Origin of the sequence: Arthrobacter gandavensis (assembly GCF_039528575.1) — a bacterium.
In the GTDB taxonomy this organism is placed as follows: Bacteria; Actinomycetota; Actinomycetes; order Actinomycetales; family Micrococcaceae; genus Arthrobacter_B; species Arthrobacter_B citreus_B.
On the sequence record NZ_BAAALV010000002.1, the window covers coordinates 358290 to 383839 of the forward strand.

Annotated in this window: 23 protein-coding genes and 1 riboswitch; of the genes, 17 read left to right on the forward strand and 6 right to left on the reverse strand. The window is 65.9% G+C overall.

Translation table 11 applies throughout. From position 1 onward, the window contains the following. Positions 1–21 precede the first annotated feature (21 nt). On the reverse strand, positions 22–1140 hold the full coding sequence (gene ald / locus ABFX29_RS04890; RefSeq protein WP_152225348.1) for an alanine dehydrogenase: 1119 nt from the start codon (positions 1138–1140) through the stop codon (positions 22–24). An 85-nt stretch (positions 1141–1225) separates the two neighbouring features. Then, entirely contained in the window at positions 1226–1681 is a 456-nt protein-coding gene (locus ABFX29_RS04895) for a helix-turn-helix domain-containing protein (RefSeq protein ID WP_152225350.1), read from the reverse strand. Between the two features lie 162 nt (positions 1682–1843). Between ABFX29_RS04895 and ABFX29_RS04900 the strand changes: the two genes are divergently transcribed. Further along, positions 1844–2959, forward strand: coding sequence for an alcohol dehydrogenase catalytic domain-containing protein (locus tag ABFX29_RS04900; protein WP_152225353.1), 1116 nt, complete (start codon positions 1844–1846; stop codon positions 2957–2959). Between the two features lie 28 nt (positions 2960–2987). Here the strand turns inward: ABFX29_RS04900 and aceB are convergent, their stop codons facing one another. Further along, complete coding sequence (gene aceB / locus ABFX29_RS04905) at positions 2988–4586, reverse strand: malate synthase A (protein ID WP_152225354.1); 1599 nt, start codon at positions 4584–4586, stop codon at positions 2988–2990. Between the two features lie 377 nt (positions 4587–4963). Here aceB and ABFX29_RS04910 point away from each other — a divergent pair, with 377 nt between their 5' ends. The 6 genes from ABFX29_RS04910 to ABFX29_RS04935 all read left to right on the forward strand — a co-directional run bounded on the left by ABFX29_RS04910 (position 4964) and on the right by ABFX29_RS04935 (position 8314). Further along, complete coding sequence (locus tag ABFX29_RS04910; protein WP_152225356.1) at positions 4964–5485, forward strand: Asp23/Gls24 family envelope stress response protein; 522 nt, start codon at positions 4964–4966, stop codon at positions 5483–5485. A 65-nt stretch (positions 5486–5550) separates the two neighbouring features. Continuing rightward, the gene (locus ABFX29_RS04915) at positions 5551–5730 is read left to right on the forward strand and encodes a hypothetical protein (protein ID WP_152225358.1); all 180 of its coding nucleotides are present in this window, start codon (positions 5551–5553) and stop codon (positions 5728–5730) included. Continuing rightward, positions 5727–6131 carry an Asp23/Gls24 family envelope stress response protein gene (locus ABFX29_RS04920; protein ID WP_152225359.1) on the forward strand — a complete coding sequence of 135 codons (405 nt, stop codon included), beginning with the start codon at positions 5727–5729 and terminating at the stop codon, positions 6129–6131. Before ABFX29_RS04915 ends, ABFX29_RS04920 begins: the two co-directional genes overlap by 4 nt. Then, positions 6128–6715 carry a DUF6286 domain-containing protein gene (locus ABFX29_RS04925; protein WP_152225361.1) on the forward strand — a complete coding sequence of 196 codons (588 nt, stop codon included), beginning with the start codon at positions 6128–6130 and terminating at the stop codon, positions 6713–6715. Before ABFX29_RS04920 ends, ABFX29_RS04925 begins: the two co-directional genes overlap by 4 nt. Before the next feature lie 25 nt (positions 6716–6740). After that, positions 6741–7358, forward strand: coding sequence for an alkaline shock response membrane anchor protein AmaP (locus ABFX29_RS04930; RefSeq protein ID WP_152225363.1), 618 nt, complete (start codon positions 6741–6743; stop codon positions 7356–7358). A gap of 116 nt (positions 7359–7474) precedes the next feature. Continuing rightward, on the forward strand, positions 7475–8314 hold the full coding sequence (locus ABFX29_RS04935) for an MBL fold metallo-hydrolase (protein WP_246167203.1): 840 nt from the start codon (positions 7475–7477) through the stop codon (positions 8312–8314). Here the strand turns inward: ABFX29_RS04935 and cycA are convergent. Further along, a complete protein-coding gene (gene cycA / locus ABFX29_RS04940; protein WP_152225365.1) occupies positions 8301–9791 on the reverse strand; it encodes a D-serine/D-alanine/glycine transporter in 1491 nt (496 codons plus the stop codon). The genes ABFX29_RS04935 and cycA overlap by 14 nt on opposite strands. Before the next feature lie 274 nt (positions 9792–10065). Next, positions 10066–10177, forward strand: a riboswitch (glycine riboswitch). Positions 10178–10322: 145 nt separating this feature from the next. On the opposite strand from cycA, the gene gcvP reads away from it, so the two are divergent. The 8 genes from gcvP to ABFX29_RS04980 all read left to right on the forward strand — a co-directional run bounded on the left by gcvP (position 10323) and on the right by ABFX29_RS04980 (position 20028). Further along, positions 10323–13157: an aminomethyl-transferring glycine dehydrogenase gene (gcvP, locus tag ABFX29_RS04945; RefSeq protein ID WP_152225367.1), complete on the forward strand. Its 2835-nt coding sequence runs from the start codon at positions 10323–10325 to the stop codon at positions 13155–13157. 13 nt (positions 13158–13170) lie between these two features. Further along, positions 13171–14292: a glycine cleavage system aminomethyltransferase GcvT gene (gene gcvT / locus ABFX29_RS04950; protein ID WP_152225369.1), complete on the forward strand. Its 1122-nt coding sequence runs from the start codon at positions 13171–13173 to the stop codon at positions 14290–14292. A gap of 234 nt (positions 14293–14526) precedes the next feature. After that, the gene (gene gcvH, locus ABFX29_RS04955; protein WP_152225371.1) at positions 14527–14904 is read left to right on the forward strand and encodes a glycine cleavage system protein GcvH; all 378 of its coding nucleotides are present in this window, start codon (positions 14527–14529) and stop codon (positions 14902–14904) included. Then, on the forward strand, positions 14901–16202 hold the full coding sequence (glyA, locus tag ABFX29_RS04960; protein ID WP_152225373.1) for a serine hydroxymethyltransferase: 1302 nt from the start codon (positions 14901–14903) through the stop codon (positions 16200–16202). Before gcvH ends, glyA begins: the two co-directional genes overlap by 4 nt. Positions 16203–16226: 24 nt before the next feature. Further along, a complete protein-coding gene (locus ABFX29_RS04965) occupies positions 16227–17648 on the forward strand; it encodes an L-serine ammonia-lyase (RefSeq protein WP_152225375.1) in 1422 nt (473 codons plus the stop codon). A gap of 80 nt (positions 17649–17728) precedes the next feature. Beyond that, positions 17729–17947, forward strand: coding sequence for a hypothetical protein (locus tag ABFX29_RS04970; protein ID WP_152225377.1), 219 nt, complete (start codon positions 17729–17731; stop codon positions 17945–17947). A gap of 2 nt (positions 17948–17949) precedes the next feature. Next, the gene (locus tag ABFX29_RS04975) at positions 17950–18369 is read left to right on the forward strand and encodes a ChaB family protein (protein ID WP_152225379.1); all 420 of its coding nucleotides are present in this window, start codon (positions 17950–17952) and stop codon (positions 18367–18369) included. 93 nt (positions 18370–18462) lie between these two features. After that, on the forward strand, positions 18463–20028 hold the full coding sequence (locus ABFX29_RS04980; protein WP_152225381.1) for an alanine/glycine:cation symporter family protein: 1566 nt from the start codon (positions 18463–18465) through the stop codon (positions 20026–20028). A gap of 36 nt (positions 20029–20064) precedes the next feature. Here ABFX29_RS04980 and ABFX29_RS04985 read toward each other — a convergent pair whose 3' ends face one another. After that, entirely contained in the window at positions 20065–20817 is a 753-nt protein-coding gene (locus ABFX29_RS04985; protein WP_246167205.1) for an SDR family oxidoreductase, read from the reverse strand. A gap of 191 nt (positions 20818–21008) precedes the next feature. Here ABFX29_RS04985 and ABFX29_RS04990 point away from each other — a divergent pair, with 191 nt between their 5' ends. Together ABFX29_RS04990 and ABFX29_RS04995 are read left to right on the forward strand one after the other, a co-directional pair. Next, complete coding sequence (locus tag ABFX29_RS04990) at positions 21009–22868, forward strand: L-lactate permease (RefSeq protein WP_246167207.1); 1860 nt, start codon at positions 21009–21011, stop codon at positions 22866–22868. Positions 22869–22875: 7 nt separating this feature from the next. After that, positions 22876–24279, forward strand: a complete 1404-nt coding sequence (locus tag ABFX29_RS04995) for an FAD-binding oxidoreductase (protein WP_152225384.1) — start codon at positions 22876–22878, stop codon at positions 24277–24279. 12 nt (positions 24280–24291) lie between these two features. Here ABFX29_RS04995 and ABFX29_RS05000 read toward each other — a convergent pair whose 3' ends face one another. Then, a complete protein-coding gene (locus tag ABFX29_RS05000) occupies positions 24292–25368 on the reverse strand; it encodes a collagen-like domain-containing protein (RefSeq protein WP_246167381.1) in 1077 nt (358 codons plus the stop codon). Positions 25369–25550: the final 182 nt, after the last annotated feature.

Consider the following 25550-nt stretch of genomic DNA (forward strand, 5'->3'; position numbering starts at 1 on the left):
CCTTTTAGTGCTCCGGGCGAATTATGGAGCGACCAGTTCCTTCCAGCCCTCAGTCAAGGCAAGGCCGTGCGCGTCGGACACCGAGTGGTGCGCAACGGCACCGTTGGCGATGTTCAGGCCCCGGGCCAGTGCCGGGGAATCCTCGAAGGCCTCACGCACTCCCTTATCCGCCAGTGCCGCGGCGTAGGGCAGCGTGACATTGGTGAGGGCGTAGGTGGAGGTGTTCGGGACAGCGCCGGGCATGTTCGCCACGCAGTAGAACAGGGAGCCGTGCACACGGAAGGTGGGGTCCTCATGCGTGGTGGGACGGCTGTCCTCGAAGCAGCCGCCCTGGTCCACGGCGATATCCACCAGCACGGAACCCGGCTTCATCCGCGCCACCATGTCATTGGTCACCAGCTTCGGTGCCCGGGCGCCGGGAACCAGTACGGAGCCGATAACCAGGTCCGCGTCCAGCAACGCGCGCTCAATCTCGAACGCGTTGGAGGCCACGGTCTTGATGCGCCCGGCGTAGAGCGCATCAAGTTCGCGCAGCCGGTTGATGTTGATGTCCAGCACCGTGACGTCCGCGTGGGCGCCTACGGCAACAGCCACGGCGTTGGTCCCGGCGACTCCGGCACCCAGCACCACAACCTTGGCCGGCCGCACCCCGGGAACACCGCCGAGCAGCAGCCCGGGGCCGCCGGCCGGCGCCATCATGCACTGGGCGCCCACCTGGACAGCCAGTCGTCCGGCAACCTCGGACATGGGAGCCAGCAGCGGCAGCGCCCGGCCTTCCTGGACAGTTTCATAGGCGATCGCGGTGACGCCGGATTCCAGCAGCGCGCGGGTGAGTTCCTCCGTGGCCGCCAGATGCAGGTAGGTGAAGAGGATCAGCCCGGGCCGGAAGTACTGGTACTCCGATGCGATGGGCTCCTTCACCTTCAGGATCATGTCCGCGCGCTTCCAGACATCTGAGGCTGCGGCGGTCATTTCCGCACCGGCGGTCGAATATTCCTCATCGGTAATATTCGATCCGGCACCTGCGCCGGCCTCGACCAGGACAGTGTGCCCACGGGTAGTCAGTTCGTGGACGCCGGAGGCCGTAATAGCCACCCGGTATTCGTTGTTCTTGATTTCTTTGGGGATACCGATAATCACGTTTTGCTCCGGTCAACAGATAGAAAGTACGAGTGGAACCAAGTGCTAGCGAGCAGGTGTGCGGAGCCGCACGACGGCGGTGCTCCTAGGTATCAGTCCCCCCTGAAGTGCCGTCCCCGTCCTGAGCTGCCGCCTTCGCAGCGCGCTGTTCGCGCTGGGACTGAAGCCAGGCCTCGACGTCGGACATCCTGATCCGGCGGTGCGTGCCCCGGTATTCAACGGGGATGACGCCGGCATCGGTCAGGTTGCGCAGGTACGTATGGGAGATCCCGGCCGCCGCAGCGGCCTGGGAGGTAGTGAGCAGCGGATTATGCGCCGGGGAATCGCCGGGGGTGTTCGTCTCCGCCGCGGCAGAGACGGTCACGGGCTGTCCCGCGGCGAGCCGGCCGAGCAGGTCAAGAACCGCATCCCGGGCTGCCGGGGGCAGCCGAAGTGCCGTACCGTCAACGAACACCGTGACGTCACCGGACGAGAGTGCCCGGTTCAGTGCGGAGGCATCCTTGCCGGTCAGCGCGGGGAAAGTCCTGCTCTGTTGGCTCATGGATCACATCTTGCCAAATGAAACGGGCCGGAAACATGATCTGGCGTCACAGAACTGCGCGCCGCGTCGCCGGGTGCCTCTTTGGCAGCCGGACCGGGCCGTGCTGGAATGGGACCCAACACGCGCCGGTAACGGCGCGGACCGCCGGTTCAAAGGGGAATCATGAGCAGCCGCACCATACGGGGAGCCATTCTGGAACGCACCGGGGCGGAACGTCCCTACGGCGGCAGCCGGCCGCTGAGCGTGACCGAACTCGAACTGGATCCGCCCGGTCCCGGGGAGGTGCTGGTCCGCATCGAGGCGGCCGGGGTGTGCCATTCGGACCTCTCCGTAGTGAACGGCAGCAGGGCCCGTCCGCTGCCCATGCTGCTGGGCCACGAGGCCGCCGGGCGGGTCGAGGAAGTGGGCCGGGACGTTCCAGGCCTGCGTCCTGGCCAGCGGGTGGTGATGGCCTTCCTGCCGCGCTGCGGGGAATGCGCCGCTTGCCGCACCAACGGCAAGATGCCCTGCACTCCCGGCAGCGCAGCAAACAATGCAGGCACCCTGCTGGGCGGGGGAATCCGGCTCAGCCGGGGTGGCGAACCCGTGCTGCACCATCTGGGCGTGTCTGCCTTCGCAACCCACGCGGTCGTCAACTACCGGTCCGTCGTTGCCGTCGATGATGATGTTCCGCCTGCCGTGGCCGCCCTGCTCGGCTGCGCCGTGCTCACCGGTGCTGGAGCAGTGCTGAACGCTGTCCGCCCCGGCCCGGATGACGACGTCGCCGTGGTAGGGCTGGGCGGCGTAGGAATGGCGGCGCTGCTGGCCGCCAGGGCAGCCGGCGTGCACAGCGTCATCGGCATCGACGCGCTGCCGGGAAAACTGAAGCGCGCCCTGGAACTGGGTGCGGACGCCGTGTACTCCCCGGAGGAAGCAGCCGCTGGGGGAATCCGCGCCGCGCTCACCGTGGAGGCCGCAGGCCATCCCCGTGCCTTCGAGACTGCCGTGAGCCTCACGGCCCCGGGCGGCACAACAGTCACGGTTGGGCTCCCTGCCCCGGACCAGCGCTCCGAAATAACGCCGCTGACCCTTACAGCGGAGGCCCGGACCATCATCGGCAGCTACCTTGGCTCCGCCGTTCCGTCCCGCGACATCCCCGTCTATGCGGAGCTGTGGCGGCAGGGGAAGCTGCCCGTCGAGGAGCTGGTTTCCTCCGAGGTCGCCCTGGAGGACATCAACGAAGCAATGGACACCCTGGCGGACGGGCAGGCCATCCGCCAGGTAATCCACTTCGACTAGACGGAAAACGTAAAAGCGGCGGACGAACCTAGTCCACCAGCTCGTACGCAGGCAGGGTCAGGAAGTCCGGATAGTCCTCGGCCAGGCTGATCCGGCCGATCAATTCACTGGCCGGGGCGTAGTAGCGGTTGAACTTCTCCTCATCCACCTCCGAGCGCAGGCGCTCGGTTTCCTCGGCCAGGAGACGCTTGACCAGGTCTTCGGTGACCGTCTCTCCGGTGTCCTCAAGGGTCACCCCGTTGCGGACCTGCTGCCAGACCTGGGACCGGGAGATCTCGGCCGTGGCCGCATCCTCCATCAGGTTGTGGATCGCCACCGCTCCGTTGCCTGAAAGCCAGACGGCGGTGTACGCCACCGCAACGTAGAGGTTGGAGCGCAGCCCCGCCTCGGTGATCGCGCCCTCCGCCGTGGTGACGTCCAGCAGGTCCCCGGCCGTGACGCTGACGTCTTCGCGCAGCTTGTCCACCTGGTTGGGCTTATCCCCAAGCACGGAGTCGAAAACTTCCCGGCACGTCTGAACCATGTCCGGGTGTGCGACCCAGGAGCCGTCAAACCCGTCGTTGGCTTCCCGGGACTTATCCGCAGTCACCTTTTCAAAGGCCTTGGCGGTGACCTCCGGCTCCCGGCGGTTGGGGATGAAGGCTGCCATCCCGCCCATGGCAAAGGCGCCGCGGCGGTGGCAGGTCTTGACCAGCAGCTCGGTGTAGGCGCGCATGAACGGCGCGGTCATGGCGACGTCGGCACGGTCGGGCAACAGGAAATCCTTGCCGGAGTCGCGGAATACCTTGATCATGCTGAAGAGGTAGTCCCAGCGCCCGGCGTTGAGGCCGGAGGCATGGTCGCGCAGCTCATAGAGGATTTCCTCCATCTCGAACGCGGCAGGAATGGTCTCGATGAGCACGGTTGCACGGACCGAGCCCTGTGGAACGCCCACGTAGTCCTGGGCGAAGACAAACACGTCGTTCCAGAGCCGGGCCTCCAGATGGCTCTCCATCTTGGGCAGGTAGTAGTAGGGGCCCTGGCCGTTTTCCAGCAGCTGCCTTGCGTTGTGGAAGAAGTGCAGGCCAAAGTCCACCAGGGCGCCCACCGCGGGTTCGCCGTCGATCAGCACGTGCTTTTCCGGAAGGTGCCAGCCACGCGGCCGCATCACGACGACGGCGAGGGGTGCGTCGGTGCGCAGTGCGTACTCCTTGCCGTCCGGGGAGGTGAAGGACAGGTCTCCGCGGGCGGCACGGTAGAGGTTGTATTCGGCGTCCACCACGTTGTGCCAGGTGGGGGTGGACGCATCCTCCAGGTCGGCCAGCCACACCTTTGCGCCGGAGTTCAGGGCGTTGATCGCCATCTTCGCGGGGGACGCCGGTCCGGTCATTTCCACGCGGCGGTCCTGCAGGGCCGGCGGGGCCGGGGCAACCTGCCAGTTGCCTTCACGGATTTCGGCCGTGTCCGGCAGGAAGTCCAGGGATTCCCCGGCCGCGATGGCCTCCCTCCGGGCAGTGCGGGCAGCCAGCAGGTCATTGCGGGTGGGTGCGAAACGGTGGTGCAGATCTTCGATGAACGCCAGCGCCTCTGGGGTCAGGATGGTTCCGGCGCCCTCGGCCGGGTTCGGATCGGTTACTTCAATGGCCATGGTTTCTCCCTCGCTTACCGGTCTGGTCAGTGCCGGACCGCGTCGTCGAATGCAGCGTGCCCTGAACGTACGGGCCGAAGGGTGGGGTGTAAAGCCGCAGGATGGCGCAGCTGTACCCCGGTGTCTGCTCACGGCGTGAGCAGGCCTTCGAACGCAAATGAAAACTTATTTCCGTATCGTGAATATTATGGCCCACTGTTGGAGACAGCAAGGGCAGGGGAGGGGCCCGGAGCCGGGCGGGGCCGCGGACGGGTCCGCAATTCCGGGTCTGCACCGGCGAAAAGTTCGGCAGGGCGTGACGTTCCCGCCCCCGGGCGCCCTTAATGGAAGGTACGGCGATCCCCCTCCGGGATCCCCCTCTTCAGGAGATGAGTGCCATGGCAGAATCCTCCAAAATCCCCGGACAATCCACTGCATCACCGGGAACCACCACCGGGGAAAGCGCTGAAAGTGAGAGCGGCCTTTCGCAGCACCGGCCGTCGGGGCCGCTGCATACTCCCCGCGGAGACACCACCATCGAAGAAAGCGTGGTGCAGAAGCTCGCAGGCATAGCCACCCGTGAAGTCCCGGGCGTCTACGCCATGGGAAATGCCGCCCGACGCGCGTTCAGCGCTGTCACCGAACGCATACCCGGATCCCAGACGAATTACGGCAACGGCGTGAGCGTGGAGAAAGGCGAGCGGCAGGCAGCGGTCGATGTGAGCGTGATCGTGGACTACGGCTACTCGATTGTGGAGGTCAGCCAGGCCATCCGCACCAACGTGATCCGCTCCGTGGAGAACGCCACCGGACTGGAAGTCCTGGAGGTCAACGTGAACGTCACTGACGTCCACCTTCCCGACGAGGACAGCGAGGACGACAGCCAGTCGCAGAAGAAACAGTCCGGACGGCTGGAGTAGCGCAGGCCCGGCGCTGTGCCGGGTCCATTTCCATAACGTACTAATACGTCCTAAGGAGAGCACCGATGAATGCAACAAGATGGTGCCTGGTAGTTGGTTTGGTTTTGGGCATTGTGCTGGCGTTCGGGGGGTGGTTCGCGTTCCTCGTGACCATACTCTTCGGCCTGGTGGGACTGCTGGTGGGGTTGGTGGCTGACGGCAAACTGGACATGGCCGGTCTGTTTGGCCGTGCCGCAAGCCGATGACCACGATGCAGATGGGAACAGCGCGCCGACCCCGGCTTGCCGTTGAAGACCGGGGCAGCACCTCGATGGCCCGGAAGGTCCTGGAAAAGATAGCCAGCCAGGTGGCACGTGATGAAACGGAAGCCGGGGGTTCCTCGGGAGGTTTCCTGGGAATCGGTGCCCGGGCGGATTTTTCGGCCCGGCCTGAAGCATCGGTGGAGCTGGCAGGGAACATTGCCAGCCTCCGCGTGAGGGTTGGGCTGCCCTATCCGGTTCCCCTGCGCGCGGCCACGCACGAGCTGCGCGAGCGGATCGCCGGCCGGGTGACTGAGCTGACGGGTGTGCAGGTGCGGCAGGTGGACATTACAGTGGCCTGGCTGCGGCCCCGCCCGGCTTCCTCTTCACGCAGGAACCTGTTGTGAGCGCCGAGTCGCCGCCGGTGGCGCTGCGCCAGCGGCCCAGCCGCTCCGTTCCGGCGACCATCTGCGCCGTCGTGCTCCTGGCGCTGGGCGTCGCCGCCGTTGTGGCGGCACTGGTCCGGCTGACTTCGGGAATGTGGCCGGAAGCGCTCACGGCTCCGGTGCAATGGCTGGCCGATTCGGCCTGGAACAGTCCCGGTGTGTGGGCGCTGGGAATCGCGCTCGCCGTCGCCGGCCTGGTGCTGCTGCTGGCCGGCATAGTTCCCGGCCGCTTCCATGACCTGCCCGTCCGGGTGCCTGCTGCCGGGGACCCCGCAGCAGAACGAGCAACAGCCAACGGACCCTCAGCGGTCATGTCCCGCCGGGCGGTCGCCCAGCTGGCGGCCGCAACCTGCGAACACATCGACGGCGTCTCGTCTGCCTCCGCCACGGCCACGGACCGCGACGTGCGGGTCTCGGTCACGACGGCGCTGCATGACACCCGGGACCTGGAGCGGTGGGTTGGCGACGGGGTGCACTCTCGGCTGGAAGCATCAGGCCTGGATCCCGTTCCGCGGGTCCGGGTCACCATCCACCAACGGGACTGACCCGGCGTACCGGGAAGGACACAGCATGAGACACCATGCAGGAGCCATGAACCGGACCTGGCTGATCATTCTAGGGATTGTCCTGCTCGCAGCCGGGACGGCCTCTATTCTCTTCTCCTCCGGACTCATGGACCAGATCACCAACGGAAACCTGGCCGGTGCGGACGAGCCCGTCCTGACCAGCGGATCCGGCATCCTGGACACCGTTCCGGCAGGAGCCGTGCTGATTGGCGGGCTGGTCCTGGGGCTGCTGGGGCTGTGGTGGATCCTGGCGGAGGTGCCGCGGCGGCGGTCCGCTTCGAGCTACCGGCTCCACGAGGATGCCGCCCGCGGGATCACCCGGTGCGACCCGGAAGTGCTGGCAGCCGCGATTGAAGACGACGCCGCGTCCCTGCCGGGAGTCGTGTCCAGTACCGCGCTGCTGCGCGGTACTGCTGAGTCCCCGGACCTGGCCCTGCGCTTGACCCTGAACGAGCGCGCAGATATTCAGGAAGCGCTGCGGCTGGTCCGCACCGACGTGCTGGCGAACCTGAGCCGAGCGCTGGAAGTCCCCCTGCACACCGCAGGAATCGCACTGGAAGTGAGTGGCCGTCCAGCCAAACTGGGCAGCACAGTGGGATCCACCGGCACCGTCGTCTACTGAGGTTGCCAAATCGTTACCCGGACGGCGCAGCTGATCTTCCCGACACGGTGTTGCCCAGGGAGCGAAGCGCGGTAGCCTAAACCGCACTTCGGCCTTTCCTGGTGACGGACGGGTATATGACCATGGTGCAGCATTACCGGGAGGCACTGCCTCCGAACGACTATCCGATCTGCGTTACGTGCGGAACCCAGTACGGGGAAACCCGCGCGGACTGTCCGGTGTGCCTGGATGAGCGGCAATATGTCCCGTTGTCCGGGCAGGCCTGGACTTCACTGTCCCGGCTGCGGTCCGGCGCCCGTCGGGCCAGTGTCCATCCTCAGGGGCCGGGTGTGCTGGGGATCGGCTGCGAACCGAAGTTCGCAATCGGACAGCGGGCGCTCCTGGTCAAGGCCGCGGACGGGAACGTCCTCTGGGACTGCGTGCCCTACCTGGATGAAGAACTGGTGGACCTCGTCAACGCCGAAGGCGGCCTCACCGCGATTGCCATCAGCCATCCGCACTACTACGCCACCATGGTGGACTGGGCCAGGGAATTCGGCGTGCCCGTCTACCTGCACAGCCAGGACCGGGAATGGGTGGGACGCAGCGACCCCGCCTTGGAATTCTGGGACGGCGACCGCATGGAACTGGCCGAGGGGCTGGTCCTCTACCGTCCCGGGATCCACTTCCCGGGCGGCACGGTGATGCACTGGGAGGACGACCCGGACGGGCTCGGGGCACTGTTCAGCGGCGACATCATCCAGGTGATCCCGGACTTCAGCCACGTTGCCTTTATGTACAGCTATCCCAACCTGATCCCGGAACGGCCGGACGTGGTGGAAGCAGCGGCCGAACTGCTGGCACCGCTGTCCTACGAGCGGCTGTACGGAGCCTGGTGGGATTACATCCTGCCCCGCGGGGCGGACCGGATCGTCCAGGATTCGGCCCGCCGCTACCTCAAGTTCACGCGCGGCTGAGCTGTTTCACGGCCTCCCGCTCGGCGTCCGCCATCGCCTTGTACTCCGCTACCCGGGCCTGGTGCAGCGGCGTGCGGCGCAGCAGGGCGTAGGCCCCGCCCAGCAGGGCAAACCAGATAGGCGTGACCAGCAGTGCGGTGAGCGTGTCCGGCTGCGTGGTCAGCGCCCAGACGATGAACACGAAGAAGGCCAGCACCACATAGACCATGACCCGGCCGCCGGGCAGCTTGAACTTCGACTCAGCATGCAGCTGGGGCCGCCGGCGGCGGTAGGTCAGGTAGCTGAACAGGATGATGGTCCACACGAACATAAAGCAGAGCGCGGAAATGGTGGTCACCAGGGTGAAGGCCGCGCTGACCGAGTCGCCGGCGTACAGCAGCACCACACCCGCCAGCAGGAAGGTGCAGGAGAAGAACAGGGCGTTGCGGGGTACCTGCCGGCTGGACAGGCGGCCGAGCGCCTTGGGCGCATCGCCGTCGTGAGCCAGCCCAAAGACCATCCGAGAGGTGGAGTAGATGCCGGAGTTGGCGGAGGAAGCGGCGGAGGTCAGCACCACAAAATTGACGACGGCGGCAGCAGTTCCCAGCCCTGCCAAGGCAAACATGCCCACGAACGGGCTTTCCTCGGCATTGAATTCGGTCCAGGGAATCACGGACATCAGCACCACCAGCGCGCCTACGTAGAAGAGCATGATGCGCAGCGGAATGGAGTTGATTGCTTTGGGCAGGTTTTTCTCCGGGTCCTTGGTCTCCGCGGCTGCGGTGCCGACCAGCTCGATGCCGACGAACGCGAAAACGGCAATCTGGAAGCCCGCCACGAAGCCCATGGGACCGGTGGGGAAGAAACCGCCGTTTTCCCACAGGTTCCCGAACCCGGCGGTGGAGCCGGCGCCGGAATCAAAGCCGGTGAGGATCATGACCAGGCCCACCACGATCAGCGTCAGGATGGCGACGATCTTGATCAGGGCGAACCAGAATTCAGTCTCGCCGAAGGCCTTCACCGTGGGCAGGTTGAGGGCTACCAGCAGCACAATGCAGGCCAGCGCCGGAATCCAGAGCGGTATCCCGCCCCACCAGAACCTCACGTAGTGCGCGATTGCCACCACGTCCGCTATGCCGGTAACCACCCAGCAGAACCAGTAGGTCCAGCCGGTGAAGAACCCGGCCCAGGGGCCCAGCAGGTCCGCGGCGAAGTCGCTGAAGGACTTGTAGCGCAGGTTGGAGAGGAGCAGTTCGCCCATCGCCCGCATCACGAAATACAGCATGAAGCCGATGATCATGTAGACGAAGATGACCGAAGGGCCCGCCACGGAGATGGTCTTGCCCGAACCCATGAACAGGCCGGTGCCAATAGCTCCGCCAATGGCGAGGAGCTGGATGTGGCGGCTGGACATCGAACGCGCAAGGCCCGGGTCTTTGGAGCTGGAAACCGCAGCTGAATGGTCCGTGGCTGAAGCGGGGGTGGAGCTACCTGGCATGGAGTTCTTTCTCGTTGGCGCCGAGCCGGCGCACCGCAACCACGACACGCGGCTGGCACCAATATGCACAGATATTCAATGAAGCCTCATGAGAGGTGGCGGATTCGCCGACCAATTCAGTTTCGGCAGTGCTTTGGGGCATGTCAATTTGGCCGTCCGGCCCTCCGGGCCTTCCAGCGCCGTTCCGGGCAGGACATGCGGCCAAAGTCATACCTTGATGGGCGCTGTCCGGCGGGCTAAAGTCAGGGTGCAGCCACAATTGAATACGCCTTTACCAGCCGTGGCGGGAGAGTCCCGCGCACCAATGCAGGCAGCACTGCGATGCGGGCGCCGTAGGAGCAAACCCTCCCCGGGAATCTCTCAGGCCCCTGTACCGCCATGGCGAGGCAACTCTGGAAAGCAGGACCGGCATGCCGGTTCCTCACCGACGGTGCAAGCGGATCACACCCGCGGAATCTCTCAGGTCCAATACAGAGCGGGGAGGAAGCCCGTCGCATTCGGCGTACCCTCGCCCGCCCCTTGGAGCCTCCCATGACAGCAGTCCCGTCCACCGCCGCCTTTGTAGACCGCCATATCGGCGCAGGCGCCACTGAAACCGATGCCATGCTCAAGGCCGTCGGCTACGACAGCCTCGAGAACCTGGTGGACAGCGCCGTTCCCGCGGCCATCCGCCAGGACGCCCCCCTGGTGCTCTCCGCGGCCCGGACCGAGCAGGAAACCCTGGCCGAGCTTCGTCGCATCGCCGCGAAGAACAAGACGGCCGTGCAGATGATCGGGCAGGGCTATTTCGACACCCACACCCCGCCGGTGATCCTGCGCAACGTCGTTGAAGACCCCGCCTGGTACACCGCCTACACCCCGTACCAGCCCGAAATCTCCCAGGGCCGGCTCGAAGCGCTGCTGAACTTCCAGACCATGGTCCAGGACCTCACCGCACTGCCGGTGGCCAATGCCTCCCTGTTGGATGAAGCAACGGCCGTCGCCGAGGCCGTCCTGCTGATGCGCCGCTCCAACAAGGCCAAGTCCGAAGGCAAGATAGTTCTCGACGCCGACGCGCTGCCGCAGACCATTGCGATCGTCCGCGGCCGGGCCAAGGCCCTGGGCTTCGACGTCGAGGTTGTGGACCTTGCTGCCGGGCTGCCCGACGGCGAGCTCACCGGCGTCGTGCTCCAGCAGCCCGGCGTTTCCGGCGCCGTCCGGGACTTCTCCGGCATCATTGCCGATGCCAAGGAGCGCGGTGCGCTGGTCACCGTCGCAGCTGACCTCCTGGCCCTCACCCTGCTGACCCCTCCGGGAGAACAGGGCGCTGACATCGCCGTCGGCTCCGTTCAGCGCTTTGGTGTTCCCCTGTTCTTCGGCGGACCGCACGCTGCCTACATGGCGGTGCGCAAGGGCCTGGAGCGCTCGCTGCCCGGCCGTCTGGTTGGCGTCTCCAAGGACTCCGCCGGCACGCCTGCCTACCGCCTCGCGCTGCAGACCCGCGAGCAGCACATCCGCCGCGAGAAGGCGACGTCCAACATCTGCACCGCGCAGGCACTGCTGGCGATCGTGGCCTCCATGTACGCCGTGTACCACGGTCCTGAAGGACTGAAGGCTATTGCCCTGCGTGCCAACGGCCACGCCCGTGCCCTGGCCACCGCGCTCACGAACGCCGGAATCGAACTGGCTTCGGACACCTTCTTCGACACCGTCACCGCCCGGGTTCCCGGCCGTGCCGCCGAGGTCGTGGCTGCCGCTGAAGCCAAGGGCATCAACCTGCGGCTGATCGACGCGGACACCGTGGGTGTTTCCGCAGACGAGACCACCACGGATGCGGTAATTGCCGACGTCGCGGCCGCTTTTGGCGCTGAGGCTGCTGAGGCAGCCGGGTTCGGGCTGCCGGCTGAACTGCTGCGCACCTCGGACTACATGACCCACCCGGTGTTCTCCTCCTACCGCTCTGAAACCCAGATGCTGCGCTACCTGCGCCGCCTCTCGGACCGCGACCTGGCGCTGGACCGCACCATGATCCCGCTGGGCTCGTGCACCATGAAGCTCAACGCCACCGCTGAAATGCAGGCCATGACCTGGCCGGAGTTCGCCTCAATCCACCCCTTCGCCCCGGATTCCCAGACCGAGGGCTGGCGCGAACTGATCGCGGACCTCGAAGCCCAGCTGGCCACGATCACCGGGTACGACCAGGTGTCCATCCAGCCCAACGCCGGATCCCAGGGTGAGCTGGCCGGCCTGCTCGCCATCCGCGGCTACCACCACTCCCGCGGCGACGAGCAGCGCAACATCTGCCTGATCCCCGCTTCTGCGCACGGCACCAACGCCGCCTCGGCCGTGCTGGCCGGCATGAAGGTTGTAGTCGTCGGAACCGCCGGAGACGGCGCGATCGACCACGCGGACCTGCGCGCCAAGATCGACGCGCACCGCGAAAACCTCGCCGCGATCATGATCACCTACCCCTCCACGCACGGTGTGTACGACGACGACGTCCGCGACGTCTGCGAAGCGGTGCACGAGGCAGGCGGCCAGGTCTACATCGACGGCGCGAACCTCAACGCCCTGGTTGGCCTCGCCCAGCCCGGCGAGTTCGGCGGCGACGTCTCCCACCTGAACCTGCACAAGACCTTCTGCATCCCGCACGGCGGCGGCGGCCCCGGCGTCGGTCCGGTTGCAGCGAAGGCGCACCTGGCACCGTTTATGCCCGGCAACGCCGCAGCCTGGGACGGCGGGGACGACATCCCGATTTCCGCCTCCCGCTTCGGTTCAGCCGGCGTCCTGCCCATCTCCTGGGCCTACGTCCGCCTGATGGGCGGCGAAGGCCTCACCGCGGCCACCAAGAGCGCCCTGCTGGCCGCCAACTATGTGGCAGCCCGCCTGAACGACTACTTCCCGGTGCTGTACACCGGCAAGGGAGGCCTGGTGGCGCATGAGTGCATCCTGGACCTGCGCGAGCTCACAGCGAAGACCGGCGTCACCGCCGAGGACGTGGCCAAGCGCCTGGTGGACTACGGCTTCCACGCACCCACCCTGTCCTTCCCGGTGGCAGGCACCCTTATGGTGGAGCCCACCGAGTCCGAGGACCAGGGCGAGATTGACCGGTTCATCGACGCGATGATCGCCATTCGCGGCGAGATCGACCAGGTTGCTGCCGGTGATTTCCCGGTAGAGGAAAGCCCCCTGCGCCACGCCCCGCATACCGCGACCGTGGTGGCCGGCAACGAGTGGAGCCGCCCCTACCCGCGCGAGCAGGCCGCCTTCCCGCTGAAGACCCTGCGCATGGACAAGTACTTCCCGCCGGTGGGCCGCATTGACGGCGCAGCGGGGGACCGCAATCTGGTGTGCTCCTGCCCGCCGATCGAAGACTTCGAGAACTAAGGGGATCGCCGCTATGACTGAGCAGTACACCGCGCTTTACGAAGAGCACAAACGCCTGGGTGCCTCCTTCACTGACTTCGGCGGCTGGCAGATGCCCCTGAAATACAGCTCTGAACTGGCCGAGCACCACGCAGTCCGCAAGGCCGCGGGACTCTTCGACCTCTCCCACATGGGCGAAGTCGAAGTCGCCGGACCGGACGCTGCCGCGTTCCTGGACTACGCGCTGACGGGCAAGCTCTCCGCCGTGGCCGTGGGCCGCGCCAAATACTCGCTGATCACGAACGCTGACGGCGGAATCATCGACGACCTGATCAGCTACCGCCTGGGCGAAGAGTCCTACCTCGTGGTCCCCAACGCGGGCAACGCCGCCGTCGTCGCCGCTGAGCTGGCTGTCCGCGCCGAAGGTTTCGACGTCGCGGTGCAGGACAAGACGGCCGAGACTTCCCTCGTTGCGGTCCAGGGCCCTGAAGCCGAGGCCATCCTGCTGGATCTGGTGCCTGCCGATTTCCGGGACGCGGTCACTGGAATGAAGTACTACGCCGCCGCGCCTGTTGAGCTGACCGTGGGGGGCAGCTCGCACAGGCTGCTGGTGGCCCGCACCGGCTACACCGGCGAAGACGGTTTCGAGATCTACGTCCCGAATGACGACGCCACTGCCCTGTGGCAGGCGCTTCTTGCCGCCGGGGAAGGCCGCGGACTCGTTCCGGCGGGCCTTGCCTGCCGTGACTCGCTGCGCCTGGAAGCCGGTATGCCGCTCTACGGCAACGAGCTCTCCCTTGGGGTGGATCCGTACGCTGCCGGCCTGGGCGGCGTCGTCGCTCTGTCCAAGGACGGCGACTTTGTGGGCCGCGAAGCCCTCGCCGCCAAAAAGGAGCAGGGACCTGCACGCAAACTCGTTGGCCTCAAGGGTTCCGGCCGCCGTTCGGCCCGTTCCCACTACCCGGTCCTGAAGGACGGCGAGACCATCGGTGAAGTCACCTCCGGCGCTCCGAGCCCAACCCTCGGTTACCCAATCGCCCTGGCCTATGTCGACGCCACCTACGCCGAACCCGGCACCACCCTCGACGTCGACCTCCGAGGCAAGCCCGAACCCTTCGAAGTCGTCTCTCTCCCCTTCTACAAGCGCGACAAGTAGCTCTTACCGAAATGACACCGAGGTTGGACCGGACCCGGCGGTGGCGGGGCTTTTCGTGTAGCCCCGCATCGCCGAGCGAGGAACGAGCGAGACAGTGAAAGATCCAGGGCCCCTCTCCGAGCTTGCGAGGAGGAGGGCGGGATCTGGAACGCTAAGGGGCGGCGAAACGTCCCGTCAACGCCGCCCCACCTAGACTCGAACCAACAACTCCATGCTTCCGAAAGGCACATCCCAATGAGCAAAGTTGATCCGTCCCTCCGCTACTCCGCCGAACACGAGTGGGTGGACGCATCCAGCCCCGTAAAGGTTGGCATCTCCGCCGTTGCCGCTGACGCCCTGGGCGACGTCGTCTACGTCGACCTTCCCGCCGTCGGCGACACCGTCACTGCAGGCGAGACCTGCGGCGAAGTCGAATCCACCAAGTCCGTTTCGGACCTGTACGCTCCGGTTTCCGGCACCATCGTGGAGATCAACCAGGAAGCCGTGGACAACCCGGCCATCCTGAACGAAGACCCCTACGGCGCCGGCTGGCTGTTCACCGTTGAGGTCACGGAGGAGGGTGCGCTGCTGAGCGCCGCAGAGTACGCGGAGAAGAACGGCGGCGAGCTGTGACCGATTTCCTGAACTCCCACCTCGCGGAGATCGATCCCGAGGTTGCCGAGCAGATCGACAACGAGCGTCGCCGCCAGCAGGAGGGGCTGGAGATGATCGCCTCCGAGAACCACACTGCGGTGTCGATCATGGAAGCCCAGGGATCCGTGCTCACCAACAAGTACGCCGAGGGCTACCCCGGGCGCCGCTACTACGGCGGCTGCGAATACGTGGACGTCATTGAGCAGCTGGCAATCGACCGGGCCAAGGAACTCTTTGGCGCAGGTTTCGCCAATGTCCAGCCGCACTCCGGTGCGCAGGCCAACGCCTCGGTGATGCACGCGCTGATCCGTCCGGGTGACACCGTGCTGGGGCTTTCCCTGGCCGACGGCGGCCACCTGACCCACGGAATGAAGATCAACTTCTCCGGCCGGCTGTACAACATCGTTCCCTACGGTGTGGACGAAACCACCCACACCGTGAACGTGGACGACGTCGCGCGGCTGGCCCGTGAGCACAAGCCGAAACTGATTGTCGCCGGCTGGTCCGCGTACGCCCGCCAGCTGGACTTTGAGGCATTCCGCGCCATCGCGGACGAGGTGGGTGCCTACCTCATGGTGGACATGGCGCACTTCGCCGGACTCGTCGCGGCCGGACTGCACCCCAGCCCGGTTCCGCACGCCCACGTGGTTACCTCCACGACGCACAAGACCCTTGCCGGTCCGCGCGGCGGCATCATCCTCTCCAACGACGCGGACATTGCCAAGAAGATCAACTCCGCCGTCTTCCCGGGCCAGCAGGGTGGGCCGCTGGAGCACGTGATTGCCGGCAAGGCGACCGCACTGAAGATCGCCGGCACCCCCGAGTTCCGCGAACGCCAGGAACGCACCCTGGCCGGTTCACGGATCCTGGCCGAACGGCTGCTCTCCGATGACGTCGCGGCCAAGGGCATTTCCGTGGTTTCCGGGGGCACTGACGTGCACCTGGTCCTGGTGGACCTGCGCAACGCTGAACTGGACGGCCAGCAGGCCGAGGACCGCCTCGCGCAGATCGACATCACGGTCAACCGCAACGCCGTACCGTTCGATCCGCGGCCGCCGATGGTTACCTCGGGTCTTCGGATCGGCACTCCGGCGCTGGCCACCCGCGGCTTTGACGAGAAAGCGTTCCGTGAAGTCGCGGACATCATCGCACTGGCCCTCATCGCCGGGAACGGCGAGGATCTCAGTGCACTCAGGGACCGCGTCCACACCCTGGCCGCGGCCCACCCGCTCTACCCGCAGGTCGCCGACCTGGCCGGAGCACCCGCCCGCGCCTGATCGGCGCGAACCAAAGGACACCGCATGGCTGTAGGCGTTTTCGACCTCTTCACCGTGGGCATCGGCCCCTCGAGTTCCCACACCGTGGGGCCGATGAGGGCAGGCGCGGCCTTCGCCTCGGAGCTCGCCGACGCCGGTGTCCTTGCCTCCGTGGCCGGTCTCCGCGTGGATCTTTACGGGTCCCTCGCGGCGACCGGCCGCGGGCACGGCACCTTTCCTGCCGTCCTCCTCGGGCTGGAAGGCTTTGCGCCGGAGGAAATCCTCCCGGAGCAGATGGAGGAACGGCTCGCGGAGATCGAAGCGAGCGGCAAGATCCAGCTGGGCAGCGAGCTTGAGGCTTCCAGCGGCGTCGGCGTGGTCCTTGAATACGGGATCGAGGACATGGTGCTGCATCCGCTCACGGTCCTGCCCCGCCACACCAACGGCATCCGGTTCGCCGTCAGCGGCGCCGACGGCGAGGTGCTCCATGAAGCCACGTTCTTCAGCGTGGGTGGCGGGTTCATCGTGCGCGACGGCGAGGAGGAGACTGCCGCCGTCGAACTCGAAGCCTCCAAACAGGCACTGCCGTATCCCTTCCGCACCGCCGTTCAGCTGCTGGAACACTGCACTGCCAACGGACTCTCCATCAGCCAGGTGATGCTGGCGAACGAGCTGGTGTCCCGGTCCGAAGAGGAGGTTCGAGCCGGGCTGCTGCACATCCGCGACGTGATGGACCAGTGCAAGGATTCCGCGATCGCCCGTTCCGGCCTGCTGCCGGGAGGACTCAAGGTCCGGCGTCGGGCACCCCAGTGGCATACGCGGCTGCGCGAAGAAGACCCTAACCGTGACCCTCGCTTCTGGCAGGAGTGGGTGAACCTGGTGGCGCTGGCCGTCAACGAGGAAAACGCGTCCGGCGGCCGCGTTGTCACCGCACCGACCAACGGCGCTGCCGGAATCATCCCCGCCGTGCTCTTCTACGCAACGCACTACGGCCCCGGCATGGACACTGCCACCCCGGAACAGAAGGACGACGCCGTCGTCCGCTTCCTGCTCGCCGCCGGCGCGATCGGGGTGCTCTACAAGGAGCAGGCCTCGATTTCCGGCGCTGAGGTGGGCTGCCAGGGCGAGGTGGGGTCGGCGTCGTCCATGGCCGCCGCAGGCCTCGCCGAAATCCTGGGCGGTTCCCCGGAGCAGGTGGAGAACGCCGCGGAAATCGCGATGGAGCATAACCTGGGGCTGACCTGCGATCCCATCGGCGGGCTGGTGCAGGTGCCGTGCATCGAGCGCAACGCCATCGGCGCCGGCAAAGCGGTCAACGCCGCCAAGATGGCGCTGTGGGGCGACGGTGAGCACCGGGTTTCCCTCGACGAGGTCATTGTGACCATGCGCGAAACCGGCCGGGACATGAGCTCGAAGTACAAGGAAACCGCCATGGGTGGCCTCGCCGTGAACGTTGTGGAGTGCTGACGCTTGTGGGTTGAGGCGGGCCGGTCCGGGTGGTAGACAGTAAGGACGCTTAGTAAGTCGCCGACCGGAAGGAACGCATCATGGCCGAACGCGGAAACAGCACCCACGGGCGCCGCATGGATGAGGAAATGAAGCAGGAGACACAGAACCTGACTCGAAATGCCGTCCCGGACCACGTGGAGGAATGGCGCCAGCCGGAGCCGGTGGCCGATGACACCGACAGTGTCGAAGTGCAGGATGTGATGAGGGTTGCCCAGGAAACGGAAGCTTCCGTCATTCAGCCGGAGGGGGATGACTAAGAATGCCCAAGACCACCAAAACCGGCAAGGCCAAAAAGAGCGAGCTGCCATCAACCCTTGAGCGCTCAGATAAGAAGGCGCAGGACACTTTCGCGAAGACCTATGACTCCGCGCTGGAGGAGTATGGCGACGAGCAGCGGGCAGCGCAGACGGCCTATGCATCGCTCAAGCGCACGCATGAGAAGGTGGGCGACCATTGGGAACCCAAGGATTCCAGCGGGCCGTCGGACAAAAAGGCCGAACAGGGCCGGAAATCCAATGCCAAGACGGCCGGGGGAGTGGATGCCAATGCGTCAAAGGAGCATCTGTACGACGTCGCGTCCAAGCTCGACATCAGCGGCCGCTCGACGATGAACAAGGACGAGCTGGTGGATGCCATCCAGAAGGCCAACGAGAAGGAAACCCGCAAGGGCCGGTCCTAGAATCAGGCAAGGTGTGACTTGTGTTACAGGCGGGACTTAAGTAAAGCTGTACAGCAGTTCAATCAGCTTGCTTACTAGTTCCGGAGGTGCCGCATGGCCACAAACACCCGTGTTCCGCTGGCATCCGAGTCTGGAATTTTGGGGACCATAGACGGCACCGTCAATGAGCTCATGGAACCCGTTGCCACGGCGTTCAATGACATCGTCTTTTTCCCGCTCACTATTGGGGACTTCAGCTTCCCCATAGTTGTGGCCTGGCTGATCATCGCCGGCATTGTCATCACCTGCTATTTAGGGTTCATCCAGTTCCGCGGGCTGAAGGTGTCGGCAGAAGTGGTTCGGGGCAAGTTCTCCACCAAACAGGACCCCGGCGAAGTCCCCCATTTCCAGGCCCTCACCTCAGCCCTTTCCGGCACAGTGGGATTAGGCAACATTGCCGGCGTCGGTGCGGCCATGGCACTCGGTGGTCCGGGAGCAACGTTCTGGATGATCCTGGCGGGCCTTCTGGGCATGGCCACGAAATTCGCGGAATGCACCCTGGGGGTCAAATACCGCCAGGTCCATGAAGACGGCACGGTCAGCGGCGGACCGTTCAAGTACCTTCCCGTGGCGTTCAAGCGCTTCGGCTCGCTGCCCGCCAAAGTGCTGACAGGGATCTTCGCCGTTGCGATCCTGCTCTTCGGCGTAGCAGGCGGCAACATGTTCCAGGCCAACCAGACCTTCGCGCAGGTCCGCAATGCCACCGGTGGGGAAGAGGGTTTCCTAGGATCCGACGGCGCCGCACTCATCTTCGGGCTTATCCTCGCCGTCCTCGTCGCCGTCGTGATCCTGGGCGGCATCAAGTCCATCGGCGCCACCACGTCCAAGCTGGTCCCCGCCATGGCTGCGGTTTACATCCTCGCCTGCGGTGCGGTCATTGCTGCGAACTTCGAAAACGTTCCTGCTGCATTCGGCGCCATCATTGAAGGTGCGTTCCGTCCTGAAGGTTTCGCCGGCGGAATCCTCGGCGTCATGATCATCGGTTTCCAGCGGGCCTCCTTCTCCAATGAGGCCGGTGTGGGTTCGGCCGCGATTGCGCACTCCGCCGTCAAGACCCGCCGCCCGGTCAGCGAGGGTTTTGTGGCCATGTTCGAGCCGCTCGTGGATACCGTCCTGATCTGCACCATGACCGCCCTGGCGATCATCATGGCCGGCGCGCCGAGCCTGCAGGCCGGCATCGACCAGGTGCAGGGCGGCGGGGGAGCGCCCGACGGCGTCATCCTCACCTCCGACGCGTTTGCCACGGTGCTGCCGTGGTTCCCGGCGATCCTGGCAATCGCCGTCGCACTGTTTGCCTACTCGACGCTGATCACGTGGTCCTACTACGGGCTCAAGGCCTGGGAGTATCTCTTCGGTCGGGGCCGGAAGCGTGAAATCACCTACAAGGTCATCTTCCTGACCTTCACCGTGGCCGGCTGCATCCTCTCCTTCAGCCAGGTCATCAGCTTCACCGATGCAGCGCTGTTCATCTGCGCCTTCGTGAACCTGCTCGGGGTGTACCTGCTGCTCCCGGTGATCAAGCGGGAAATGAAGAAGTACCTCGCCGACCGGAAGAGCGGGAAGCTGGACATCCTGGGCATCGAAGACGAGGAGATTGAGGAAGCCGCCCCGGCACGCTGAACGCTGCTCACCGCGGAGGGGCGGGGCCGGAACGACTCAGCCGCGGCCAAGGAACGGCATGCCGGCAGCCGTCAGCACCACTGATCCGGGATTGGCCGACGCCGGCAGCTCCGCCATGAACAGCACAGTGCGTGCCGCTTCTTCCGCGGGGAAGGTCGGCTCCACTTTCCGGCTGCCGTCCGGCTGGAGCGCTCCGCCGGTGGTGATTCCGGCCAGCAGTTCCGTGGCTGCGTTGCCGATGTCGATCTGCGCGCAGCTGATCCCGTAAGCCCGTCCGTCCAGATCGATCGACTTGGTCAGGCCGGTAACGGCGTGTTTCGTCGCCGTATACGCGGCGGCCAGCGGCCGGGGCGCGATTGCGGAGAGTGAGCCGTTGTTGATGATCCTGCCGCCGGGCGGGTCCTGCGCCTTCATCTGCCGGACTGCCGCTGCCGCACAGAGCATGGTGCCGGTCAGGTTCACGGCGACCGTCTCATTCCAGTCGGCAAGGCTGATCTGGTCCACTGACCCGGACGGACCGAAGCTGCCGGCATTGTTGAACAGCACATCCACCCGGCCGAACCTTTCCGCGGCCTCGCGGAAAAGGCGGTCGACGTCGCCGGGCTGCGTAACGTCCGCCGGGACCACCAGGGCGCGGGGATCGCCGTCGGCCGTTTCCTGCAGCGCCTCCTCCCGGCGACCGGCAAGGACAACCTGCCAGCCTGCGTCCAGAAACGCCCGGGCGGCCGCCCGCCCAATCCCAGATCCGGCTCCGGTAATGACCGCCGTCCGCAACCCCTCAAAACCCATGCCCATATCCTGCCCCATTCACCGAGATGGCAGAAAGTGCACGTTTCAGCGCTGTAACGTGCAGTTTCTGCTATCTCGGGGGAAAGAAGCCCAAGGGCGTTGACCGCCGGGAACTGCGCGCCTAGGGTCAACCCAACTTGTGAACGGGCAGGACCGGATCCAACCGGCCCAGCAAAAACAAAGGGGTTTTTGTGCATATTCCGGCAGCGCAGTACGAACAGGTCCTTGATCCTATCGGCGACTCGCTGGTGCTCTCCGCTATCCTCGCCGCTCTCCCGCTGCTGCTGCTGTTCGTGATGCTCGGTGTGTTCCGGCTCAAGGCCTACCAGGCGGGGATCATCTCCCTGGTCCTGTCCATCCTCCTGGCCCTCTTTGGCTGGGGCATGCCGCTGGACCAGACCCTCTCCGCCACCGCGCTGGGCGCGTTCTACGCCATCTTCCCGATCCTCTGGATCCTCATCAATGCACTGTGGATTTACAACCTGACGGTCGCCACTCCGTGGTTCGACGTGCTGGGACGCACCATCCGCTCAATCTCCGATGACCTGCGAATCCTGTCCATCCTGATCGCGTTCTGCTTCGGTGCACTGCTTGAATCGCTGGCCGGGTTCGGCGCTCCGGTGGCCATTGCAGCGGCCATGCTGATGGCGGCGGGCATGAAACCGCTGAAGTCGGCCATTGTGGCGCTGCTGGCCAATACCGCGCCCGTGGCGTTCGGTGCCATGGCCGCCCCGATCATTGCCCTGAACGGTGTCACCGGTATTCCGCTGCATGAGCTCTCCTCCATGACCGGACGGCAGACCCCGTTCATCGCACTGGTGGTCCCGCTGATCCTGGTCTTCCTGGTGGACGGCAAGCGCGGTGTGCGGCAGACCTGGCCGGTTGCGCTGGTGGCCGGATTCGTATTTGGGCTCGCGCAGTTCGTAGCGTCCAACTTCTTCGTGGTGGAACTGACCGACGTGGTGGCGGCGGTTGCCACGGTCATTGCCGTTCTGCTGATGCTGCGGGTCTGGCAGCCAAAGGAACTGATTGGCATGTCCGGGGAATCAATGCACGACGACGCCGGTGCGGCGCTCGGCGCAGCCGCCAGCGAGCGGAGCGGGGAGCGGGCTGCCGAAGAAGGCGGCACCGACACGCTCACGCGCACGGGCGGAGACAGCGGCACGGTCCCGGCCAATAGGACAGGCGGCCGCCACGCTGCAAGCGGGGAGGGAACAGCATCGAGAGGGGAAGGCGAAGGCGAAGCCGGCAAGCAGGAAGAGACCGGTGCTGGGGGTGGTGACGGTGAACGCGATAACAAGCGCCCGCCGGCACGCAGCGTCTGGCTCTCCGTGGCTCCCTACCTGATCATCATTGTGGTCTTCTCACTCGCGCAGATCCCGCCCATCAAGGCATGGCTGACGCAGGTGGGGGGCGTGACCTTCCACTGGCCCGGCCTGGACGTGGTGAATTCTTCCGGCGATCCCGTAGGCGCCCAGAACCTGCGCTTCGACCACCTGAAGGCCACCGGCACGCTGCTGCTGATCTCCGGGATCCTGACCATGCTGCTGTACCGCATTGCACCGGCCAAGGGCGTCCGGATCTACGGGGAGACCCTGAAGACCCTGCGCTGGACCATCGTCACGGTGTGTTCGGTGCTCGCACTCTCCTTCGTCATGAACCTGTCCGGCCAGACCACCACCCTGGGTGTGGCGCTTGCCTCGGCCGGCGGGTTCTTCGCACTGCTCTCGCCTCTGCTCGGCTGGATCGGGGTGGCGCTCACCGGCTCCGACACGTCGTCGAACTCCCTCTTCGGCCAGCTTCAGGTTGCCGCCGCCGAGGAGACCGGCCTCTCACCCACCCTCATGGCAGCGGCGAACTCCTCCGCCGGTGTGCTGGGCAAGATGCTCTCGCTGCAGAACCTGGCCATTGCTGCAGCCGCCGTTGGGCTCAACGGCGTGGAGGGCACCCTGCTGCGCAAACTGATCGGCTGGTCCCTGGGCCTGCTGGTCCTGATGACCCTGCTGATCTGGCTGCAATCCACGCCGGTGCTCGGCTGGATGGTCCCGTAAGTTGCCAATGCAAGGAGAACCTGTGAGCACCGAGCCCCTGAACGCTCCCGGCATTCCTGTCGCGGAAGGGGCGGCCGCCGTGCTGGGCGCGGCAGCCAGGTTCTCCGTTGATCATGGGGACCGGCTGACGGCCAGTACGGACCGATCCGGCTTCGTGGCTGACAGCCTTCCGGAGGGCGTGGTCTTCGCCCAGGACGCCGGGGAAGTGGCGGACGTCCTGCGCATGGCGACCAGGCACGGCGTCCCCGTGGTTCCCCGCGGAGCCGGAACCGGATTGGCCGGAGCCTCTTCGTCCAGGCAGGGCGAAATCGTCCTGGATGTTTCCGGTATGAACCGGATCCTGCGCATTGACCCCGAGGAACAGCTCGCCGTGGTCCAGCCCGGGGTGCTGAATGCTGAGCTGAACGCTGCCGCCGCTGAGTACGGGCTGTTCTACGCTCCGGACCCGGCCAGCACCGCCATCTGCTCCATCGGCGGGAACGTCGCCACGAACGCCGGGGGGATGCGCTGCGCCAAGTACGGTGTCACCAGGGAAGCTGTCCTGGCCCTGCGCGTCATCCTTGCGGACGGGCGGGAACTGCGCACCGGACGGGAAACCATCAAAGGGGTCAGCGGCTATGACCTGAACGCCTTGATGATCGGGTCCGAAGGCACGCTGGGGATCGTCGTGGAGGCAACGCTGCGGCTGCGGCCGCTGCCCGTGCAGACCGCCACGGTTGCCGCCTTCTTCCCGAACGTTGAACAGGCGGCCCGGGCAGCTTCGGCGGTGGTTGCGGCGCGGATCCAGCCCTCCATGATGGAACTGATGGACGGCCAGACCCTGGAAGCAGTCGATGCCGCGCTTGGCACGGACTACCGCTCCCGTGGCGCGTCCTTCCTGCTGGTGCAGACAGACGGCCATGGCGCGTTCCTGGAACAGGACGTGGTCATGGACGCCGTGTCACCTTTCGGGATCTGTGAACGGGCGGTCGACGACGAGCAGGCTGCCGCACTGGTAACGGCACGTCGGGAGGCCATCCCGTCCCTGGAAAAGCTCGGCCGGGTATCGATCGGGGACATCGGCGTTCCACGCGGGAAGCTGGCCGACGTCGTCGCGGGGCTGGAAGACATCGCCGAACGCACCGGGGTGCGGATCTTCACCATCGCCCATGCCTCGGACGGCAACCTGCACCCGATGATCGTGATGGACCTGGAGGACTCCGTGACCGAGGGGCCGCCAAAGGTGGCGCTGGGTGAGATGTTCCACCTGGCCAAGTCCCTGGGCGGCACGCTCACCGGGGAACACGGAATTGGCCTGCTGAAGCGGGACTGGTTGCAGGAGGAGCTGGGGGACGTCTCGCTGGAGGTCATGCACACCATCCGGGCAGCCCTGGACCCCATGGGCATCCTGAACCCCGGCAAGGCTATCTAGGAGCCGGCTGCCCTACTCGAAGAGCAGTGAGACGCGCAGGTTCTCAATGGGGGCGGGTCCCACGCCGCGAACCCACAGGACGAGTTTCTGGTTCTGCGCCACGGCCAGCGATCCAGTGCGCCCACATTGGGAGGTAGTAGTGCAGGACATGGCGGGTTGGAACAGGCCGTCACGGACGAGGTACACGTCGATGCTGCTGCTCCGTTCCGTCATCTCGACTCTCATCTCGGTGATGGTCCCGGCGCGCGGCACTCGAATTTCGTTAGCGGCTCGCGAGCTGGAGGGAGCCACCGAGCCGGAGATCGGGAAGTAAGCCGCACCGTCGGCGAAAGCTGCGGGATCTATGGTGCCGGGCAGGAAACTGACGAAGACCGTCCCGGCCCCTGCCGGTCCCTGGGGCCCCTGCGGTCCTGCCGGCCCGACCGGTCCTGCCGGTCCCTGTGGTCCGGCTGGCCCGATGGGTCCGGTATCGCCGGTGTCGCCCTTAACTCCCTGTAATCCTTCGGCGCCTGCAGGCCCCTGGATGCCCGGCGCCCCTTGGGCGCCCATCGGCCCCTGTGGTCCCACCAGACTTTGTGTGCCGAGCGGCCACGCCCCGCCGGTCTTGGGCCCGTAGACCACGAAGCTGGCGGTATCGAGGTAAAAATCACCGTCGATACCCAGAGCTGCGGCGGGCAGTCCGGAACCGCTGCGGATGCTGTTTCCATCCCGTCCCGGAAGCCCTGCTGCCCCTGCCGGGCCGGAAGGGCCGGTGAGACTGTTCTGTCCGGGGGCGCCGTCGTCACCTTTTTCTCCCGGTTCGCCTTTCTCCCCTCTTTCCGGGCCCGCTGGCTTGGCAGTGGCGTCCACCTGCGGCGCATCGTCCGCCGGGCCGGCCGCCAGCCAGGACACGGGCACTTCGTCCGGGCCGCAGGACAGTTCGCCGGCGTCCGTGGAGATCCCTGTGAACTGCAGCGAAGACCCGTCAAGGCAGGCGTGGAAGGCGCCGGCGTCGTCGGGTGATGAGGCGGGGGTGCAGGCGCTGAGCAGCAAAGCGGCGGCAGTCGCTGCGGCAAGGGCCGGCACGCGCGCGTAGAGGGGGCGGTTCACGGTACGTATCTCCTGGATAAGCGGCGGGGGACCGGCTGGAGGTTGAATCCGGCACCGCGCTGATCTCCCCGGGATGCGGCTGCGCCTTGAACTTCCTTGGACTGGAGTCATTGATGGACTTAATCCAATTAACATGCTGGGGGATCTTGGACTGAGTCCATAATATGTTGCGGGAATATGAC